Origin of the sequence: Steroidobacter sp., assembly GCF_036406195.1 — a bacterium.
Lineage (GTDB): Bacteria > Pseudomonadota > Gammaproteobacteria > Steroidobacterales > Steroidobacteraceae > Steroidobacter.
On record NZ_DASWVW010000062.1, the window covers coordinates 23,094 to 39,115 of the forward strand.

14 protein-coding genes are annotated in these 16,022 nt (G+C 63.9%); 2 read left to right on the plus strand and 12 right to left on the minus strand.

Annotated elements, in window-relative coordinates; translation table 11 throughout:
* Nucleotides 1–8: 8 nt before the first annotated feature.
* The 11 genes from nrdR to VGE08_RS26080 form a co-directional block, all read right to left on the minus strand.
* On the minus strand, nt 9–518 hold the full coding sequence (gene nrdR / locus VGE08_RS26030; protein WP_331070865.1) for a transcriptional regulator NrdR: 510 nt from the start codon (nt 516–518) through the stop codon (nt 9–11).
* 34 nt (nt 519–552) lie between these two features.
* Complete coding sequence (gene glyA / locus VGE08_RS26035) at nt 553–1,815, minus strand: serine hydroxymethyltransferase (protein ID WP_331070866.1); 1,263 nt, start codon at nt 1,813–1,815, stop codon at nt 553–555.
* Nucleotides 1,816–1,915: 100 nt separating this feature from the next.
* Nucleotides 1,916–2,905 carry an acetoin utilization protein AcuC gene (locus VGE08_RS26040; protein ID WP_331070867.1) on the minus strand — a complete coding sequence of 330 codons (990 nt, stop codon included), beginning with the start codon at nt 2,903–2,905 and terminating at the stop codon, nt 1,916–1,918.
* A 136-nt stretch (nt 2,906–3,041) separates the two neighbouring features.
* Entirely contained in the window at nt 3,042–3,356 is a 315-nt protein-coding gene (mnhG, locus tag VGE08_RS26045; protein ID WP_331070868.1) for a monovalent cation/H(+) antiporter subunit G, read from the minus strand.
* A complete protein-coding gene (locus VGE08_RS26050) occupies nt 3,353–3,634 on the minus strand; it encodes a K+/H+ antiporter subunit F (RefSeq protein WP_331070869.1) in 282 nt (93 codons plus the stop codon). The genes mnhG and VGE08_RS26050 overlap by 4 nt, the downstream gene beginning before the upstream one ends.
* A complete protein-coding gene (locus tag VGE08_RS26055) occupies nt 3,631–4,116 on the minus strand; it encodes a Na+/H+ antiporter subunit E (protein ID WP_331070870.1) in 486 nt (161 codons plus the stop codon). The genes VGE08_RS26050 and VGE08_RS26055 overlap by 4 nt, the downstream gene beginning before the upstream one ends.
* On the minus strand, nt 4,113–5,744 hold the full coding sequence (locus tag VGE08_RS26060) for a monovalent cation/H+ antiporter subunit D (protein WP_331070871.1): 1,632 nt from the start codon (nt 5,742–5,744) through the stop codon (nt 4,113–4,115). Before VGE08_RS26060 ends, VGE08_RS26055 begins: the two co-directional genes overlap by 4 nt.
* A complete protein-coding gene (locus VGE08_RS26065; RefSeq protein WP_331070872.1) occupies nt 5,741–6,085 on the minus strand; it encodes a Na+/H+ antiporter subunit C in 345 nt (114 codons plus the stop codon). Before VGE08_RS26065 ends, VGE08_RS26060 begins: the two co-directional genes overlap by 4 nt.
* Nucleotides 6,085–8,982 carry a monovalent cation/H+ antiporter subunit A gene (locus VGE08_RS26070; protein WP_331070873.1) on the minus strand — a complete coding sequence of 966 codons (2,898 nt, stop codon included), beginning with the start codon at nt 8,980–8,982 and terminating at the stop codon, nt 6,085–6,087. Before VGE08_RS26070 ends, VGE08_RS26065 begins: the two co-directional genes overlap by 1 nt.
* 163 nt (nt 8,983–9,145) lie before the next feature.
* The gene (locus VGE08_RS26075; RefSeq protein WP_331070874.1) at nt 9,146–10,036 is read right to left on the minus strand and encodes a universal stress protein; all 891 of its coding nucleotides are present in this window, start codon (nt 10,034–10,036) and stop codon (nt 9,146–9,148) included.
* Nucleotides 10,033–12,795 (minus strand): cation-transporting P-type ATPase, encoded by a 2,763-nt coding sequence (locus VGE08_RS26080; RefSeq protein WP_331070875.1) that lies wholly within the window; start codon nt 12,793–12,795, stop codon nt 10,033–10,035. The genes VGE08_RS26075 and VGE08_RS26080 overlap by 4 nt, the downstream gene beginning before the upstream one ends.
* Before the next feature lie 224 nt (nt 12,796–13,019).
* Between VGE08_RS26080 and ettA the strand changes: the two genes are divergently transcribed.
* Nucleotides 13,020–14,696: an energy-dependent translational throttle protein EttA gene (gene ettA / locus VGE08_RS26085; RefSeq protein ID WP_331070876.1), complete on the plus strand. Its 1,677-nt coding sequence runs from the start codon at nt 13,020–13,022 to the stop codon at nt 14,694–14,696.
* 84 nt (nt 14,697–14,780) lie between these two features.
* Nucleotides 14,781–15,434 (plus strand): hypothetical protein, encoded by a 654-nt coding sequence (locus VGE08_RS26090; protein ID WP_331070877.1) that lies wholly within the window; start codon nt 14,781–14,783, stop codon nt 15,432–15,434.
* Nucleotides 15,435–15,473: 39 nt separating this feature from the next.
* Here the strand turns inward: VGE08_RS26090 and VGE08_RS26095 are convergent, their stop codons facing one another.
* Nucleotides 15,474–15,995 carry a YidB family protein gene (locus tag VGE08_RS26095; RefSeq protein WP_331070901.1) on the minus strand — a complete coding sequence of 174 codons (522 nt, stop codon included), beginning with the start codon at nt 15,993–15,995 and terminating at the stop codon, nt 15,474–15,476.
* Nucleotides 15,996–16,022 lie beyond the last annotated feature (27 nt).

The window sequence follows — 16,022 nt, forward strand, 5'->3', positions numbered from 1 at the left end:
GTGCAGGACTATTTCTTTTTGGTCTCGCCGCCCGCCCACAGCGGCAGCTGACCCTCGGTATCGCGAACGCGAGCGCGCATCCGCTCGATCTCTTCGCGAAAGGCCTCGACGTCCTGGAAGCTGCGATACACCGACGCAAAGCGCACATACGCCACTTCATCGAGCGAGTGCAGCTCTTCCATCGCCAGCTCTCCGATCAATCGAGAAGCCACTTCACGCTCGCCCATCGCACGCAGCTTGTGACAAATGTGCACGACGGCAGCATCCAACGCTTCGCTCGACACCGGGCGTTTTTCCAGCGCCTTGAGCAGACTGTTGCGCAGCTTCTGCTCATCGAACGGCGCGCGGCTGCCGTCGCTCTTGACGATGCGAGGCATGACCAGCTCGGCGGTCTCGAACGTGGTGAAACGCTCACCACACTGCAAACATTCGCGGCGGCGGCGAATCTGCTGCCCTTCGCCCGCCAGCCGCGAATCGATGACCTTGGTTTCCTCGTGATTGCAGAACGGGCAATGCATAAGAAGGCCAAGGAACCGTCCAGCTCTCCTGCGATTATTTCGCGGGTGCGTAGACGGGGAATTTGCGGCAGATCTCCTCCACCTTGGCGCGAGTCCGCGTCACCGCCGCTTCGCTGCCGTTCTCATCGAGGATGTCGGAAATCCAGTTGGCCACCTCGGTCACTTCCGCTTCCTTGAAGCCGCGAGTGGTCGAAGCCGGCGTGCCGATGCGCAGACCGCTGGTCACGAACGGCGAGCGCGGATCATTGGGCACCGCGTTCTTGTTGACCGTGATGTGAGCACGGCCAAGCGCCGCATCCGCATCCTTGCCGGTAATGTCGCGGCCGATCAGGTCCAGCAGGAACAAATGATTGTCGGTGCCGCCGGAAACGACCTTGTAGCCGCGCTTCAAGAAGGTAGCCGCCATGGCACGGGCATTCGCCACGACCTGCTTTTGATAGGCGACGAACTCGGGCTGCAACGCTTCGAGCAGCGCCACCGCCTTGGCGGCGATCACATGCATCAGCGGGCCGCCCTGCGTGCCCGGGAACACCAGCGAGTTGAGCTTCTTCTGAACCTCTTCGTTCTCACGCGCGAGGATCAGGCCACCACGCGGGCCGCGCAGCGTCTTGTGCGTGGTCGTGGTGGTCACGTCAGCGATCTGCACCGGACTCGGGTACACACCCGCGGCAACCAGACCTGCAACGTGCGCCATGTCGACCAGGAAATAGGCCCCGACGCTGTCGGCGATCTTGCGGAAGCGCTCCCAATCGATGACCCGCGAGTAGGCCGAGAATCCAGCGATGACCAGCTTGGGGCGATGTTCCTGCGCCAGGCGCTCGACCTGGTCGTAGTCGATTTCACCCGTCGCGGGGTTCAAGCCGTACTGCACGGCCTTGAACAGCTTGCCGGAGAAATTCACTTTGGCGCCGTGGGTCAAGTGGCCGCCATGGTCCAGGCTCATGCCCAGAATGGTGTCGCCCGGATTGATCAACGCCAGGTACGCGGCAGCATTGGCCTGCGAGCCGGAGTGCGGCTGCACGTTCGCATAGGCCGCGCCGAACAGTTTCTTGGCGCGGTCGATGGCCAATTGCTCGGCCACGTCGACGTGCTCGCAGCCGCCGTAATATCGCTTGCCCGGGTAACCCTCGGCGTACTTGTTGGTCAGTACCGAGCCTTGCGCTTCGAGCACACGCGGGCTGGCGTAGTTCTCCGAAGCGATCAGCTCGATATGGGCTTCCTGGCGGGCGCGCTCAGCGTCGAGCGCGGCCTGCAATTCCGGATCGAATCCGGCGATATGGGCATTGGCAGGGAACATGGATACCTCGGCAGTGGGGACGCCGATTGTACGGGAAAGCAGCCGCCTTGGCCGGGGCAGCTACCGTGATCTCCAGCAAATACAGCCGCCTGCGACGGCTTCAATCCTTCGACAATGCCGTTTCCGGGCGTGCCTCGCTGTCCAGGAACGACTCCACCACCCGGGTCCAGGCACGCGCCAGGTTGCGGCGGTTGTAGCCGCCCCCGCCCATGCCGACCACGCGGCCGTGCCCGAGCTGGTCGGCGATGGCGCACAACCTGGCGGCGGCATGCCCGTGCGCGTTCTCGCTCAGGCGCAAATGGGTGATCGGATCGCCCTCCAGGCTGTCGGCGCCGCACTGGAACAGGATGAATTCGGGCTGGCCGGCCAGCAGGTACGCTTCGACGCGCTCCCAAGCCTCGTGAAATGCCGCATCGTCGGATTCCGGCAGCAGAGGAATATTGAGCTTGGTGCCGCGCGCCGGTCCCGCACCGGTCTCGGTCGCCAGACCGGTCCCCGGATACAGGTAGCGGCCGTCTTCGTGCAGATCCGCAAACAGCAGGTCCGGATCGTCCTCGAAGGCATAGTACACACCGTCGCCATGGTGGGCATCGATGTCGACATAGGCGATTCGCTGCAAACCGTGCTTGCGCCGCAGGTAATGAACGGCCACGCCGCAGTCATTGAACACGCAAAATCCGGCTGCGCCGCCCGGCGCGGCATGATGCAGCCCGGCGATGGGAATGAAAGCGCGCCGGGCCTTGCCGGCCATCACGGCCTCGACCGCGGTCAGCGTGCCGCCGACGACATGACTGGCGGCCTCGTAAACGCCCCGAAATGCCGGCGTATCCCCGGCATCCAGAAAGCCATGACCCGTGGCCGAGCGCTGTCGGACCAATTCCAGATACGCCGGCGAATGGAACCACTCCAGCTCTTCGCGGGTCGCGGCCCGGGGACTGGCCCGCAACACACGGCCGTCCATGCCGCATTGGTGCAGTTCCCGCATGAAGGCTTCATGCCGGTCGGGACCGAACGGGTGGCCGGCGCCAAAGCCATAGCGCGCGATTTCCTCCCCGGAGACGAGCAGCACTCGACAGCTCACGTCGTTCACGGCGAATGCATCCTGGGAGCGAACATGGGTTCCAAGCGCAGGAAGGGTAGATGCCGCACTGTACCCGGAAGATCGCCGCCATATCCATACCGGGTCGACCGGGTCCATACCAGGGCGACCTCGCTGAGGGCAGCATCTACTTACGCGGCTTGGTCCTTCTGATCGCCGCCTGCATCAGCACGATGGCGGTGATCGGCGCCGAGAACACCACGAACAGGGTGATCAACAGCTCGTGAATGATCGGTCGCCCCGCCACGGCCGATGCCATCAGCATGGAGGCGATCAGCACGGAGCCCACGCCCAGCGTGTTGCCCATGGAAACGCTGTGGATGCGCATGAAGAAATTCGGCAGTCGCAACAGCCCGATCGAGCCGACCAGCGTCAGCAGGCCACCGATGATGAGCAGCAGCGTGGCCGGCACTGCGGCCCAGAGCGGCACGTCGGGAATCATGGCTCGATCACCTCGCCTCGATACAGGAACATCGCCAGCGACGCCGAGCCGACGAAGCCGAACAACGCGATCAGCATGGCGACTTCGAAATGCACGCTCGACGTCCAACGCACGCCGAACAACAGCAGCGTCAACATGCCGCTGATGTAGAGCGTGTCGAACGCCAGCACGCGGTCCTGCGCGGTCGGTCCGCGCATGATGGCAATCGTGGCGTTCACCATCGCCAAGGCGAAACACATCTGCGCGAACCACACTGCCGCTTCGAGAATGGCGTTCATTCGAATATCTCCATGAGCGATTTCTCGTAGCGCTGTTTGATGGTGCGAATCCAATGGTCGGGATCCTGCAGATCCAGCACGTGCAACCGCACCACCGAGGAGTCGTCGGTCAGGCCTGCCCAGACGGTGCCGGGCGTGGCGGTCACGATCATGGCCAATACCGCTAGCCCATGGGGATCGCGCAGCTCCAGCGGAATATCCAGGAACGCGGACTTGATCTCGCGGTCGCCGGTGAAACCGAGCACGATGCGTCCCACAGCGATGTTGGAACGGATGATGTCCATCAGCACCTGGAACGCGAGTTTCACACCGACGTGAACGCGGTGCAGGCGCGGGCGCACCGGCCGCAGCTTTTGAAAGCTGAGCACCATGCCAAACGCAACCACCAGGCCCAGCAGGACATTGCCCGGCGACAGCGAGTCATTGAGCACCAGCCACAGCGCCGTCAGTCCCAGCGGAAACAGCAGTGGAATGCCCCTCATAGCGGCACCTCGGCACGCGGGACGACCGCGCGGATATATGCAGCCGGGTCCTGCAGCCACTGCGCCGCGAGATCCAGATATTCCATCACCGAGCCGGCGGCCATGGTCATGACCACACACAGCACGATCAGGAAGGCCACCGGCGCCGCTTCGATGAAGCGCAATCTCGGCGTCGCTCGAGTGGTCGACCAGAACGTGCGTATGCCGCGATTGCTCAGCGCGAACAGTCCCGCAAAGCCCACCGCCAGCAACGACACGATCAGCAACCATGCATCCTTCGAAGATTCGTCCATGGCAACCCCCACCAGGGCGGAAATCATCGAGAACTTGGCGAGAAATCCGACCAGCGGCGGCATGCCAGTCGTGAGGACCACGCAACTCACGAATGCCAGGCCGAGGAACGCCATGGCCGCCGGAATGGCGACGCCGACTTCATCGAGCTCGTTCTCCGGCGCGTCGGACTCCTGCGGCTCCTCCGCCAGGAAAGCGGTGTAGGTCGTCGGCTGTGGCGCCATCGTTTCGGTGACGGAGTTGACGCGCAATCGCTCGCTCACACCCGCGATCAAGTAGAAGGCCGTGGCCGCGGGAACAGAAGCGATCATGTAGAGCAGCATCGGCGCGAGTGCCGAGGGGATGCCCAGCGCGATGATCGCGAGCAACGTGCCGGAAGAAGCGATGACGGAGAACGAGACGAGTCGCGTCAACTGCCGCGCCGCGAGCATGCCGAGGATCCCGAACCACATCGTCGCCACCGTGCCATAGAACAGCCACGGACCGCCGAACGGCGCCGGAGCGTCCGGCTGTGCGAACAAGGAACCCATGCGCAGCAATGCATAGACCCCGACCTTGGTCATGATTGCAAACATCGCCGCCGCCGGCGGACTGGCCGCGCTATACGAAGTAGGCAACCAGAAGTTGAGCGGCCACACGCCCGCCTTGATGAGAAACGCAACACCAAGGATGCCCGCGCCGGCCTCGAACAGACGGCGATCCGCTCCCGCCAGCGTCGGCCACCTGGCGCCGAGATCGGCCATGTTCAACGTGCCCGCGACGCCATAGAGCAACGACACGCCGATCAGGAAGGTCAGCGAGCCGACCAGATTGACCGCGACGTAGTGCAAGCCGGCCTTGACGCGCGGCTCGTTCGAGCCGTGCATCAACAACCCATAGGAAGCGGCCAGCAGCACCTCGAAGAACACGAACAGGTTGAACAGGTCGCCAGTGAGAAACGCCCCGTTCAGGCCCATCAACAGGAACGACAGCAGCGAGTGATAGTGCACGCCCACGCGATCCCAGCGCGCCAGCGAATACACGTGCACCGGCAGCGCAATGGCCGCGTTCAGCGCCAACATCAAAGCCGATAGTCGATCGACGACCAGCACGATGCCGTAGGGCGCGGCCCAGCCGCCGAGCACGTACACCTCGACGCCGTGCTCGAGGAAACCGGGCTGCGGCTCGATCAGCCGGTGCAGCATGTACGCCGAGATGGCGAACTGCGCCAACGTCGTGAGAACGGCTATCGTCGACCGCAGCACGACGCGTGACTGCGGCAGGAACAGCAGCAGCGCGCCGCTCATGAGCGGCAGGACGATCGGCAGGATCGGCAAATGTTGCAGCCAACTGCTCATTCGCCCTTCTCCACGCCGTCCACATGGTCGGTGCCTGTGAAGCCGCGCGCGGCAATCAACATCACCAGGAACAGCGCCGTGGTGGCGAAGCCGATCACGATGGCGGTCAACACCAGCGCCTGCGGTATGGGATCGTCATACAGCGACGGATCGGGGACCACGTTGGGATCGATCAGCGGCGGCCGGTTGAGCGACAGGCGGCCCATGGCGAAGATGAACAGATTGGTCGCATAGGACAGCAGCGCCAGGCCCAGAATCACCTGGAAGGTACGCGGCCGCAGCAGCAGCCACACACCGCAGGCACAAAAGATCCCGATGGCCAGAGAGTAGATCAGCTCCATCAACGCACCATCCTGACGCTGGTCATCTGGTCGCCCTCGGTCGTGCGGCGATGGGCGCGCAACGATTGATGCGCGAGGGCGATCAACATCAACGTGGTGGTGCCCACCACCAGGAGATAAACACCCAGGTCGAACAGCAACACCGTCGACACGTGCAATTTGCCGAGCAGCGGCAACGTCGGCTCCCAGACCATCGCCGACAAAAACGGCTTCCAGGCGAACCAGGACAGCACGCCGGCGCTGCCCGCGCACAGCAACCCGCCGCCGATCCAATATTGCGGATGGATGCGCATCCGCGATTCCACCCACAACGTTCCGTTCACCAGGTACTGCGCGATGAAGCCCGTCGCCATCACCAGGCCGCCGACGAAACCGCCGCCGGGTGCGTTGTGCCCGCGCAGAAGAAAGAACACCGAGACCACGCCGGCCATGGGCAGCAGCATGCGCCCGAGGATGGCCGGCACCAGCAGCGCGCCCTTGGGCACCGGATCGCGCGGATCGGGAAGCTCATGCGACGGATCACGCTTCTCCCACGAGGTCAGAACTTCCGGTGCCGGACGGAAACGACGCAAAAGCTTGTAGATCGTCAGCGCCACGATGCCGAGCACGGTGATCTCACCGAGCGTATCGAAGCCGCGAAAGTCGACCAGGATGATATTGACGATGTTCTGCCCTCCACCCCCCGGCAGCGCGTTTTCCACGATGAAATCGCGGATGCCCGGTCCCGCCGGCTTGGTGAGTATCGCGTACGCCAGCAGCGCCATTCCCAAACCCGCGACGACCGCGAGCGTCGCGTCGCGAATGCGTCGAGCACGGGCGCGCGTGGTGTCGCGGTTTTTCAGTTCCATCGGCAGACGCTTGGGCATCCAACGCAATCCGAGCAGCAACAGCACGGTCGTCACCACCTCCACACTTACCTGAGTCAACGCCAGATCGGGCGCGGAGAACCATGCAAAGGTGAGCGACGTCACCAGCCCGACGCAGCCGACCATGATCAGCGCGGCCAGGCGATGGAACTTGGCTTGCACTGCCGCGCCGATGGCGCAAGCACCTCCGACCAGCCACAGCAACGCAAAGGCAGGATCGATCTGTGACAACTGCGCGGTGAGATTCAGTCCGGACGCATCTCCCGTCGCGACCAGGGCCGCCGCGACGACGGCGAGCACGATCAGGCCAAGCTGCGTCTGCAAACGCCTGGACCAGGTGATCCGCAACAACACCGTCGCGCCGCGAATCAGCCTGACCCGTGTCACGGCAAACGCCCGCTTGCCGTCGAAGCGGCGGAACATCGGTGCCAGCACACCGACCGGATGTCCCAGGTGCGTCAACCATGCGTGAATCGCCAGGCCGCCGACGAATGCAGCCAGGCTCATCAGCAATGGCGTACTCAGCCCGTGCCACACGGCAAGGCTGTATTGCGGCATCTGTGCGTCGCCGAGAATGGCGCGTGTCGCCAGGTCGAGAACCGGCCCCACCGTCGGCCCGGGCAGCGTACCCACCAGCAAGCACGCCAATACCAGCATCGCGCTCGGCAACAACATCAAGCGCGTGGGTTCATGGGGTTCGCGCGGCAAATCGCCTTGCCGGGCCCCGAAGAACACCTGACGGATGAAGCGTGCCGAGTACGCGACGCTGAACATGCCAGCCAGCGTCGCGACGGCCGGCAAAGAAATGCGCACCCAGAGCGCTTCGCCCGCAAAGATGGTCTCGGCAAAGAACATCTCCTTGGACAGAAAGCCATTCAGCAGCGGCACGCCGGCCATGGCCGCGGCCGCCACCAGCGCCAGCGTCGCCGTGATCGGCATGGCTTGATACAGACCGCCCAGGCGTTGCAGATCGCGCGTGCCGGTCTCGTGATCCACAACGCCGGCCGCCATGAACAGCGATGCCTTGAACGTCGCGTGATTCAGCATGTGGAACACCGCAGCGACCAGTGCCAGCGGGCTGTTCATGCCCAGCAGCAGCGTGATCAGGCCAAGATGGCTGATGGTGGAATAGGCAAGCACACCCTTCATGTCGCGCTGGAACGTCGCGGCATAGGCACCGACCAGCAGCGAAGCCAGTCCCGCGCTGGAGACAATGGCGAACCACAGATCCGTACCCGAGAGCACCGGCCACAGGCGCGCCAACAGGAACACGCCGGCTTTGACCATGGTCGCCGAATGCAAATAAGAGGACACGGGCGTAGGCGCCGACATGGCGCGAGGCAGCCAGAATTGGAATGGAAACTGCGCGCTCTTGGTGAATGCGCCGAGCAGCACCAGGACCACGATCCAGGGATAGAGCGCATGCGCTCGAATGGCGTCGCTCGCCGCGATCACCTGGTCCAACTCGTAGCCGCCCGAGATGTGGCCCAGCATCAAGGCCCCGGCCAGCAGGAACACGCCACCCGCCGCGGTGACGGTCAATGCCATCCTCGCTCCGGCTCGCGCATCGGCACGGTGGTACCAGTACGCAATCAGCACGAACGAGGTGAAGCTGGTCAGCTCCCAGAAGATCACCAGCTGGATCAGGTTGCCCGACAGCACCACGCCCAGCATCGACCCCATGAACGCCAGCAAGAAGGAAAAGAATCGCGGCACGGGATCGGCAGGCGACATGTAGTAGCGCGCATAGACCACCACCAGCGCGCCGATCACCGTCACCATCATGGCGAACATCCATGCGAAGCCGTCGAGGCGCAGGCCGAACGACAAGCCGTACTGCGGCAGCCAGTCGACCGAGACGCGGATCACCTCGCCCGCCACCATCTGCGGAAAGAACCTTCCCAGCAGAACCGCGCCGGAAACGGCCACCGCCGCCGCCAACCACGCCTCCACATTGCGGGCATTGGCACGGAACAGACCGGCGCCCAGGGCACCGATGAAAGGAAGTAACAATATGAGATAGAGCGCCATCAAGCGCACTGATACATGATCGAATTGCGGCTGACTAGCCGCTTGACGAATTCAGCGGCGGCTGTCAGCCACTGCGACGCATGACGGCGGCCAGATGCGACCGATGCGCGACGGGGCGCTGCGCGATCTCGCAATGCTCGATCCTGAAATACTCGATGCGGGCTCAGCGCACGCGCGGCGTCGGCACCACCAGCACGTCGCAGGGCGCTAGCTCGATCGTCCGCCGCGTCACGCTGCCCAGCAGGAACTCGGAGAACCACGACCGGCCCTGCTTGCCCATGACGATCAGGTTGCTCTGCAATTCGGTGGCACGTCTGCACAGGGCGATCCGCGCATCGCCGAGCTCCACCGACGATCGAACGTCCTTCACATCGGCCGCGCGCGCCAGGAACTCCCGCATTGCCGCTTCGGCCTCGACCGCCACGCTCTGACGGTAACTCTCCATGGCTTCCTGCGAGACACCGGCGCTCTGCAGGCGGCCCTCGAACGGACTGTCATAAGCATGAAATGCGTGCAAGGTCGCGCGCGGCGCCAATGCTCGGGCAAAGCGCAACGCCCGCAAGGAATCTTCGGAAAAGTCCACCGGCACGAGCACGCTCTCGTAGCTGATCGCGGCCTCCTGCTTCGATACCAGCAGCGGACATCGCGCACGACGAGAGATGCGCTCCGCGGTCGCCCCCAGCAGAAAGTCCTTGGCGGGGTTCAGACCGCGTGGCCCCAGCACCAGCAGATCGGCCTGCTCCGCCGCGGCAAGGACCGCGTCGATGACCTCTCCTTGTTCGACCACGCAATCCGCGGTCACGTCAGCGGCCTTGGCAACATCTTCCGCCAGCGATTCGAGGCGTTGCTTTGCTTCGGCCACCAGCACGTCGCTGACCGGGGGCGACGCTTGCAAGAGAGACTGCAATGCCTTCACCGACGGCCCATTCAACACATGCAACAGCTGCAGCCTTGCGCCGTGCTCTTTGGCGAGCCGCCCGGCGCGTAGTGCCGCGCGATGCGCATACATCGAGAAATCGGTGGCACTGACGATTGTCTTGATTGACGTGTTCATGGACTCTCCACCCGCAATTCACTCGCGCGATACGACTCGGCTGGCTGCCAACGCGGTCCCTGCCGGCGCCAACGCTGCAACACTTTCTCCAGCTCGGCCACGACGAACACCAGCAAGCCCGCCGCCAGCACGCGCCCGCATTCGGCCAGCGACAGCCCGGTCGAGTTGAACACCGCCTGCAGCGGCGGCGAATACACAAAAGCCAGCTGCAAGAGCGCACAGAGCCCGATCGCCGCGAGCACGTAAGGGTTACCGAACAACCCCTCCCGGGACAGCACCGAGGCAAGGATGAAGCGGCTGTTCAGAAGATAGAACATTTCGCTGACCACCACAGCACTAACGGCCATGGTACGCGCCGTTTCCAGCGAGGCACCGCGCTGCATCTCCAGCAGGAACAGTCCGAGCGAGCCCACCATCATCAGAGTCGACACCATGATGATGCGCCAGACGAAGAACCCCGACAGCAGGCTCTCCCGTGGATCGCGCGGCGGCCGCAGCATGACATCCCGCTCCGCCGCCTCGAACGCCAGCGCGAGTCCCAGCGTGCTGGAAGTCGCCATATTGATCCAGAGGATCTGCGCCGGCGTCATCGGCAACGACAACTCGAAGAGAATTGCGGCGATCACCACCAATGCTTCGCCGCCGTTGGTGGGCAACATGAACAGAATGAACTTCTTGATGTTGTCGTAGACCGCGCGCCCTTCGCGTATGGCTTTGCCGATGGTGGCAAAGTTGTCGTCCGCCAGCACCATGTCGGCAGCTTCCTTCGCTGCGTCCGTGCCCTTGCGTCCCATCGCGACGCCGATGTCGGCGCGCTTGAGCGCCGGCGCGTCGTTGACGCCATCGCCGGTCATCGCAACGATCGCACCGTTCGCTTGCAGCGCCTGAACGAGCCGGAGCTTGTGCTCGGGACTGGCCCTCGCATACACATCGATGCCTTCGACGGCGGCGCGAAGCGCTGCATCGTCCAGCACTTCAACTTCCGAGCCTGTGAGGGCCGCCTTGCCGCGCCCTATGCCCAGTTGCGCACCGATGGCTTTGGCCGTGTCGGCATGATCCCCCGTAATCATTTTCACCCGCACGCCTGCCGTGTGACACTCTGCCACGGCCGCGATCGCTTCCTCGCGCGGCGGATCGATCATTCCCACCAGCGCGAGCAGCGTGCAGCCCGCTTCGATGTCATCGAAGTTCAGCTCTCGCAGCGGCTCTTCCAACGGTTTGCACGCGAGCGCGAGGATGCGCATCCCGCGCGCGGCCAGATCGGTGCTCTGGCGACGCCAGTAATCCACGTCGATGGGCACCGGGCCGGCACGATCCATCTGCAGCGAGCATTTGCTCATGACCACTTCCGGCGCGCCCTTCACATAGATGATGGCGTGCCCACGATGATCGTGGTGCACGGTTGCCATGAAGCGATGCTCGGACTCGAACGGAATCACATCGGTGCGTGGCATGCTCGAACGCTCGGCCGCAAAGTCGAGACCCGCTTTGACGGCAAACGTCAGCAGCGCACCTTCAGTCGGATCGCCCGCGATGGTCCACGCGTCCTGATCCAATCGCAGCGACGCGTCGTTGCACAGCGCGGCGCAGCGAGCCGTTTCGAACAGCACGGGATCTTGATCGACCCGCATCACCTGTTCCCCGAGATGCACGGCCCCGGCGGGGGCATAGCCAACGCCGCTGACTTCGAACACGCCGGGCGTGGTCACGGCTCGCTGCACCGTCATTTCATTCTTGGTGAGCGTGCCGGTCTTGTCGGAGCAGATGACTGTAACGGCGCCGAGTGTCTCCACTGCCGGCAGCTTGCGCACGATGGCCTGCCTGCGTGCCATTCGCTGCACTCCGAGCGCCAGCGTCACGGTCATGATGGCAGGCAGCCCTTCGGGGATTGCCGACGCCGCCAGCGCCACCACCATCACGAACATGTCGCTCATCGGGTGGCCGCGCCACACCACGCCGACGACGAACGTCATTGCGGACATGCCGAGGATGGCGGCCGCGAGCCAGCGGCTGAAGTGCTCCATCTGTCGCACCAGCGGCGTGGAGATATCGACGACGGCGGCGATCATCGCGCCGATACTGCCCAGCTCGGTGCGGGTACCTGTGCCGACCACGATGCCCAAGGCGCTGCCCGACGCGACCAGCGAGCCGGAATAGAGCATGCTCCGCCGTTCGGCGAGCACCGCGGCTGCCGGTACGGGCGAGACCGATTTGGCGACGGTTACCGACTCGCCCGTCAGGAGCGATTCATCCACGCGCAGATTTTTCGCGCTGACGATGCGGAGATCCGCCGGAATGCGGTCGCCCGATGCCACGCTGACGACGTCGCCGGGCACCAGATTCTCCGCCAGCACCTCCATGCGCTCGCCGTCCCGGATGACCGTCGCATGCAGCGACAGCATCTGGCGGATGGCATCGAGCGCGGTTTCCGCCTTGCCTTCCTGGATGAAGCCGATGATCGCATTGACGATCACGGCGGACAGCAACACGGCCGTATCGATGATGTGCCCGATGGCAAGCGTAATGCCGGCAGCGCCGAGCATCACGTAGATCAGCACATTGTGGAACTGAAGCAGCAAGCGCAGCCACGCGGGGCGCCGGGGTTGCGAGGGCAGCCGATTTGGTCCGAACCGCTGCAATCGATCAGCGGCAGCCTGCCGGGACAGGCCCACGTGCGTGTCGGTACCCAGAGCCTGCGCGACTTCGGCAGCTTCGATCGAGTGCCACGCCGTGGCTTGTCCTTGCTCGGAATGACGCATCTCGCGCACTACCCCATCACACAGCTCCAGCAAAATTCGTTTACAGGACGGCCAGCCTGAGACCATGCCGCCGTACCGCGGACGGGCCCATGCGAGGAAGGCTCTACGTCTTACGGACGATTGCCGCCCGATGCACTACGGGCGATTACCGGTTGCGGGCCATTACCGGCCGATCACTGTATCATTTCGGACCTGTTTGCCGACTACCGAGATCGATCCAGCCCATGGCTCAATTCATCTACACCATGAATCGCGTCTCCAAGGTGGTGCCGCCCAAGCGCGTCATCCTGCGAGACATTTCCCTGTCGTTTTTTCCAGGCGCCAAGATCGGCGTGCTCGGCCTCAACGGCGCGGGCAAATCCACGCTCCTGCGCATCATGTCGGGCGAGGACAAGGAGATCGACGGCGAAGCCCGCCCGCAGCCGGGCATCAAGATCGGCTTCCTCAAGCAGGAGCCGGGGCTGGATCCCAACAAGGACGTGCGCGGCAACGTGCTCGAAGGCGTCGGCGAAGTGCAGTCGCTGCTCGACCGCTTCAACGCCGTCAGCGACAAGTTCGCCGATCCGGACCTCGATCCGGATGAAATGAACAAGCTGCTGGAGGAACAGGCCAAGCTGCAGGACGCGATCGACGCCGCCGGCGGCTGGGAGCTGGAGCGCACGCTGGAAGTGGCGGCCGATGCGCTGCGCTTGCCGCCCTGGGACGCGGATGTGACCAAGATTTCCGGCGGCGAGCGCCGCCGCGTGGCGCTGTGCCGCCTGCTGCTGTCGAAGCCGGACATGCTGCTGCTCGACGAGCCCACCAACCATCTGGACGCCGAGTCGGTGGCCTGGCTGGAACGCTTCCTGGAGCAGTATCCGGGCACCGTGATCGCGGTCACCCACGATCGTTATTTCCTCGACAATGTCGCCGGCTGGATCCTGGAGCTGGACCGCGGCCACGGCATTCCCTGGCAGGGCAACTACTCCTCCTGGCTCGAACAGAAGGAGAAGCGACTGGCCGTGGAAGAGAAGCAGCAGGAAGGTTTGCGCAAGACCCTGGAGCGCGAGCTGGAATGGGTGCGTTCCAATCCCAAGGCGCGCCAGGCCAAGAGCAAGGCCCGCATGCAGCGCTACGAAGAGCTGGCGTCGCAGGAATTCCAGAAGCGCAACGAGACCAACGAAATCTACATTCCGCCCGGCCCGCGCCTGGGCGAGCTGGTGATCGAAGCCAACAACCTCAAGAAAGGTTTCGGCGACCGGCTGCTGTTCGACAACCTGAGCTTCAAGCTGCCGGCCGGCGGCATCGTCGGCGTGATCGGCCCGAACGGCGCCGGCAAGACCACGCTGTTCCGTATTCTCACCGGCCAGGAAAAACCGGATGACGGCGAGATCCGAATTGGCCCGTCGGTGCAGCTGGCCTACGTGGATCAGTCGCGGCAGTCGCTGACCGACAGCAACACGGTGTGGCAGGAGATCTCCGGCGGCCTCGACATGATCAAGGTCGGCAACTACGAAACCGCCTCGCGCGGCTACGTCGGCCGCTTCAACTTCCGCGGCACGCAGCAACAGCAGTTGATCGGCGAGCTGTCGGGCGGCGAGCGCAATCGCGTGCACCTGGCGAAGGTGCTCAAGAGCGGCGGCAACGTGCTGATGCTCGACGAGCCCACCAACGACCTCGACGTGGAAACGCTGCGGGCGCTGGAGGAAGCGCTGCTGGGTTTCCCGGGCTGCGCCATCGTGATCTCCCACGATCGCTGGTTCCTCGACCGTATCGCCACGCACATCCTGGCGTTCGAAGGCAACTCGGAAGTCACCTGGTTCGAAGGCAATTACGCCGAGTACGTCGAAGATTTCAAACGGCGCAAGGGCGAGGATGCGAACACGCCGCATCGCATCCGGTACAAGAAGCTGGATGCGTAAGCACGCACTGGTGCGAGCCGGGGAGCGCGATCGACGCGCTCCCACGGCGGCGTTCGGTTGCTGACATCGGAGGTTGATGCGCGCGTGATTTCCGAAGCCGTCATTCTCATCATCGCCCTCTTCGGACTGTTGCTGCTGATACTCGCGTGTCAGCGGCTGTTCCGGGCGCGCCTGCTCGCAGCAGCGGGCAGTGGCGTGACTGGCGCGCTGTTGCTCGCCGTCGCCGCGTTGTTGTTCGTCATTTCCCTGAATCTGCACACGTACGCTCGCCTGACCTTCGAGCGCCCGATTGCGGAGATCGTCTTTCAGCAACGCGCACCGCAATCCTTCAACGCAACGCTGACGCAGATACCGGACGGCGAGATCCAGATGTTCGTTCTTTCGGGCGACGAATGGCAGCTCGACGCGCGCGTCCTGAAATGGAAAGGCTGGGCCAATCTGTTCGGCCTGGATTCGCAGTATCGGCTGGAGCGCGTCAGCGGACGCTATAGAAACATCGACCAGGAGCGTTCCGCCGAACGCACCGTCTACGCCCTCGCCGAAAATCCCGGCCTGGATTTGTGGCAGATCACGCTGGATCGCCCCAACCGCCTGCCCTTCGTCGACGCCGTGTACGGCAACGCCGCGTACATGCCCATGTCCGACGGCGCACGCTACGAAGTTTCAATCACTCAATCCGGTTTGATCGCGCGGCCCGTGAACAACGCCGCTCAGCAAGCCGCCGGCAGTTGGAAGTGACCGGCGGCATCAGCTGCGACGCTCGCTATTCCCCTGCGCTCAGCCGAACATCTTCCCTAACGACGAGAGCGCACCGCCCAATTCGCCTTGCGACGGCAAGTTGCCACCGGGACTGAGCTTGTCCATGAGCTGCGGCAACAAGCCAGCCAGCGCATTGGATGTCTCCGACTCGCCGATGCCCGCCTTCTGCGCCAGGTCGGAAACCGTTCCCGATCCCAGCACCTGTTTGACCTGATCGCCGGAGATCGGCAGGTTCTGGCCATTGCCGAGCCAGGACTGCAGCACATTGCCGAGGCCCGCGCCTTGGAAAGCAGCAGTGAGATTGCCCAGCGCTCCTGGTTTGCTCAGCATGCCGATCAACTGCTGCACCAGAACCGCATTGACGCCCCCTTTGCCACCCTGCCCGAGCACGCCGCCGACCGCACCGCCGATTTGATCTAGCAAGCCCATGGTGAATCCTCCCGAATGTGACGAGGAGGCCGGAGTATGCGCCGGGCGGCGTAAAGAACGATCCGTGGAAGTAGCAGGCCTGAACGCCAGGTGCGCGACCCTGGCCCAGATAAAACTACGGCAACAGCGCCCTCGCTG